Source organism: Chitinophaga sp. (assembly GCF_036569125.1).
Classification (GTDB): domain Bacteria; phylum Bacteroidota; class Bacteroidia; order Chitinophagales; family Chitinophagaceae; genus Chitinophaga.
In genome coordinates this window covers 1-2,345 of the sequence record NZ_DATCRF010000667.1, presented here as the reverse complement: position 1 = coordinate 2,345, position 2,345 = coordinate 1, and the positions used below count along the sequence as shown (strand labels likewise).

The window sequence follows — 2,345 nt, the reverse complement described above, 5'->3', positions numbered from 1 at the left end:
TGTAGTGCGGTATAAGGTTACATAGTTCTCCTCACCGCTATCGCTTAAAAGATTGTCCAGCCGCAGGGTTTCCACTTCTACCTTTACCTCTGCCTTCACTACATCCGGGTCGGCGATGGAAGGCATTTTACTTTCGCCCTGTGCGGCATTGGATTGTATAAGCAGCTGCACAGGGTCCTGCCCGGCGGCCTGGTATTTACCGGTAAATACTACCGCGGGGTAGTTCAGCAGCGGGCGGCGGATGTGCAATACCGGGCTGGCATCAAAAGTATGTACCTTAGTAACTTCATCAACAGATTCATTGAAATAATCAACCTGTGTGCTGATCAGCTGCGCCGGTTTATCAATACGGCAAAGGCCGGGTGCTATGTATCTTTTAAAGAGGCGTTTAGCCGTTGGCGATGCTGCATTGTTAAACAGCTCCTCCCCTATGGCCGGGCCGCCACCGCTGATGTCCTGCATACGCACGCGGAACTCGTAGGTATTGCCATATAAGAGTTTGGCGGCAGTAGCTACTTCATCAAACAAATTATCCGGCGGCACATTTTGCTGCGCTATTATATCACCATCGTCATTTTTTATTACACCCTGTTCATTCTGGTAAATGAGCACTGCGTCCTGATCTTTCAGCACCAGGCTTTTGCCTATCCAGTTGGTAAAATACATGGGCAGCCAGTAAGCGCCGGCGGTATTGTTATCCGGCTGGGTAGGAAATACCTGGAAGGGCAGCTCCACTTCTTCATTAGCGGCATTGCCTACACCGGCGCCGCCTATGTTATAGGATTGCTTGCTTCTCACCAGGTTCAGGCTGTTCCAGGCATCCACGCCTTCCTGTTTCACATCTATCCGGTAGCCGAAAACGCCTAAAGGCGCATCTACCCTTTTGCCCGGCTCCAGTGGGTTCTGGGCCAGCTGGCGAATGTACCAGATCAGGATCTGCTCATCGTCCCAGGCCAGGCGTATGCCTGCATCTTTTACCGGGTGTGCGCCATCCTGCTGTTCGCTTAGCAGGTTGCTGCTCACGGGTTGTGTTACATGCACGATCTTGGCAAAACCATCATTGTATTCATTCAGCTCTGCAAAAATTTTGTCCCACTCCCCTTTGGGCTCAGGGTCTACTGCATCAATGGTTTTGCGGTACAGCACCGGGAATAATAAAGGCGCAAATACAGGCCTTGGCGCATCTACCTTCAGCTTGGGAATGCGGGCAGCATAACGTTTTACAAAAGGCCCGTCTGCATCTTCCAGCAATGCATTCTGAATGGGCACATAGTCGGCATTTACCAGGTCGGCATACAGGTAACAGCCCTTTTCAAACAGCGCTGCATTATCTTCCACAGATACCTCTGTTTGATAGATCATGCCGCAGGCCCTTGCCAGCAGCGGCTGGCGCAGGATGTGTGCAAACACCTGGCCCCAGCTCAGATCATCTTTAGTAGCCCAGCCGGGTTTCTTTTTGGTGTCCTTCCGGATGGCGCAGTGGTAGCTGTCATCTGTACGGGCGTTGGGATGGCGGGGACTGGTGAAGTTGAATGATTCCCGGTAGCTTAGCGGCAGGTACTTACGCACGCTGGTTGATTCGGGGATCACTGCTTCTGCTTTATCGGTGGTATTGTCTACGTTTATTTTTGCGCCCAGATCGGCTGCAATGGCTTGCAGCAATGCTTTTTTATTGGCCGCTGCTGCGATGGCTACCGGTATTTTCACCGGTATGCGGCCTGCTGCGGTGGCATTGCTCAAAGGCCATTCATCCAGCCCTTTTACCACGCCTATTTCAAACTGCGGTACCAGGTCGGCAAAGGGTGTGGCGTTATCGTCCGGGGCCGGTAAACCGGTGGCATAAGGGGTGAACGGGTCCTGGTTACGGGGGATCAATACAATATTCAGGGCTAATTTTTTCCCGTCAAATCCCTGGGGAAACACCATTACTGTATATCTTCTCTTAGCTTCCATGTGTGCTGTTTTTGTAATGAATGATTGGGGTGGTCTTATGCGATCTGCCGGTCCTCACCCCAGGTTTTTGAAAAGCTGATATCGATGATGAGGAAAATGCTGATGTCGAGCGCAAAGGTTACCTGCGCGGAAGTTTCTGTTTTATTGCCGGTCTTTTCCACAATGCCTTTGGCTTCTATGCTGATGGTAACGCATACCAGGCCGCCCAGCAGCTCTGCGTTACCGCGGAACAGCATCATGGCCGTGATCACTACCTTATCCTTATCTGCATACATTTCAACACCTACCATAAAGGTTACGCTGGCATGGCCTACCACCGGCAGGCTTACCACTATCTGCACGCCAAAAGCAAAGGCCAGCGTAAGGTTGGGGCCTACCTTGGTATCACAGGC

Annotated in this window: 2 protein-coding genes; both read right to left on the bottom strand. The window is 51.6% G+C overall.

The genetic code is table 11. The annotated features are described in order from the left end of the window. On the bottom strand, positions 1–1,953 hold a 1,953-nt coding region (locus VIM87_RS24825), incomplete at its 3' end, for a hypothetical protein (protein ID WP_331999598.1). A 35-nt stretch (positions 1,954–1,988) separates the two neighbouring features. After that, on the bottom strand, positions 1,989–2,345 hold a 357-nt coding region (locus VIM87_RS24820; RefSeq protein WP_331999597.1), incomplete at its 5' end, for a hypothetical protein.